The organism is Halorhodospira neutriphila, assembly GCF_016584055.1.
In the GTDB taxonomy this organism is placed as follows: domain Bacteria; phylum Pseudomonadota; class Gammaproteobacteria; order Nitrococcales; family Halorhodospiraceae; genus Halorhodospira; species Halorhodospira neutriphila.
Window position 1 is genome coordinate 1 of sequence record NZ_NRSH01000217.1, and the last position, 1,919, is coordinate 1,919.

1 pseudogene is annotated in these 1,919 nt (G+C 77.3%); it reads left to right on the forward strand.

Going from position 1 to position 1,919, the window contains the following annotated elements:
• Positions 1-1,919 (forward strand): annotated as a pseudogene (locus CKO13_RS11905) (excinuclease ABC subunit UvrA); the annotation flags it as partial.

The following is a 1,919-nucleotide window of genomic DNA, read 5'->3' on the forward strand; positions in this document are numbered from 1 at the left end:
TCCAGGGCGTCGACGCCGCCATCCCCCTCGGCGGGCTGGTCGGCCTGGCCGGCGTCTCCGGCTCCGGCAAGTCGACCCTGGCCGAGGCGGTCCTCTACCGCGGCCTGCTGCGCCGCCAGGGGGAGGGGGTCGAGGCGCCGGGCGAGCACGACGCCATCGACGGCGCCGAGGCCCTCGCCGGCGTGGCCCTGGTGGACCAGTCGCCCATCGGCAAGACGCCCCGCTCCTGCCCGGTGAGCTACACCGGCGCCCTCGACCCCATCCGCAAGCGCCTCGCCGCCGAGCCCACCGCCCGGGAGCGCGGCTACACCGCCGGCACCTTCAGCTTCAACGCCGGCAACGGCCGCTGCCCGACGTGCAAGGGCTCCGGGTTCGAGCACGTGGAGATGCAGTTCCTCGCCGACGTCTACCTGCCGTGCCCGGACTGCGACGGCCGGCGCTTCCGCGCCGAGGTGCTGGAGGTGCGCATCGAGGGCGCCGACGGGCGCACCGCCGCCATCCACGACCTCCTCGGCATGACCGCCGACGACGCCGCGGCCTTCTTCGCCGACCAGCCCGAGGTGCTGCGCCGCCTCGAGCCCCTGCGCGCCGTCGGCCTCGGCTATCTGCGCCTCGGCCAGCCGGTGCCCACCCTCTCCGGCGGCGAGGCGCAGCGGCTCAAGCTCGCCGGCCACCTCGCCGAGCGCCGCGGCGGCGGCACGCTGCTGATCTTCGACGAGCCGACCACGGGGCTGCACTTCAGCGACATCCAGGTCCTGCTCGACGCCTTCCAGCGGCTCGTCGAGGCCGGCCACAGCCTGCTGGTCATCGAGCACAACCTGGACCTGCTCGCCAACGCCGACTGGCTCCTCGAGCTCGGCCCGGAGGGCGGCGAGGCCGGCGGGCGCCTCGTGGCCGCCGGCACGCCGGCGGCGCTGGCGGCGGCGGCCGAGACCCCCACCGGTAAGGCGCTGGCGGCCTACGAGGCGGCGCTCGGGGGCGCCTCCTATACCGCGGGCGAGGGTGCCGAGGAGGCCGCCGAGGCGGCCATCGAGGTCCGCCAGGCGCGGGAGCACAACCTGCGCGGCATCGACGTGGCCATCCCGCGGGGGCGGCTCACCGTGGTCACCGGCGTCTCCGGCTCCGGCAAGTCGACCCTGGCCTTCGACATCCTCTTCGCCGAGGGGCAGCGCCGCTACCTGGCCTCGCTCAACGCCTACGCCCGGCAGCTCGTCCAGCCCGCCTCGCGCCCGGACGTGGGGGCGGTGACCGGGCTGCCGCCGGCGGTGGCCATCGAGCAGCGCACCAGCCGCGGCGGCTACCGTTCCACCGTGGCGACGCTCACCGAGATCCACCACTACCTGCGGCTGCTGTTCCTGCGCCTCGGCACCCCGCACTGCCCGGAGTGCGGGCTCGCCATCGAGGCGCAGAGCGCCGCGGGCATCGCCGCGCAGCTGCTGCGCCGCCACCGCGGCGAGCGGCTCCTGCTGCTGGCGCCGCTGGTGGTCGCCCGCAAGGGGCTCTACAAGGAGCTGGCCGCCTGGGCTGCCGGCAAGGGCTACGGGCGGCTGCGCGTCGACGGGCGGTGGGCGGAGACGGCGCGCTGGCCGCAGCTCGACCGCTACCGCGAGCACGATATCGACCTGCCGGCGGGGGAGGTGGTGGCGGCGCCGGAGCGCGAGGGGGCGCTGCGCGAGGCCCTCGACCGGGCGCTGGCCCACGGCGGCGGCACGGTGCGCGTCGTCCCGGCGGAGGGCGGCGCCAGCCCCGTCCCGCGGCTGCTCTCCTTCAACTCCCGCCACGGCTGGTGCCCGGCGTGCCGCGGGACGGGGCTGGCGCTGGCCGACCCGGAGGCGACCGACGACGAGGCGCCGGCGGACGCCGGCCCCTGCCCGGCGTGCGGCGGCGGCCGGCTCAACGCCGAGGCGCGGGCGGTGCGC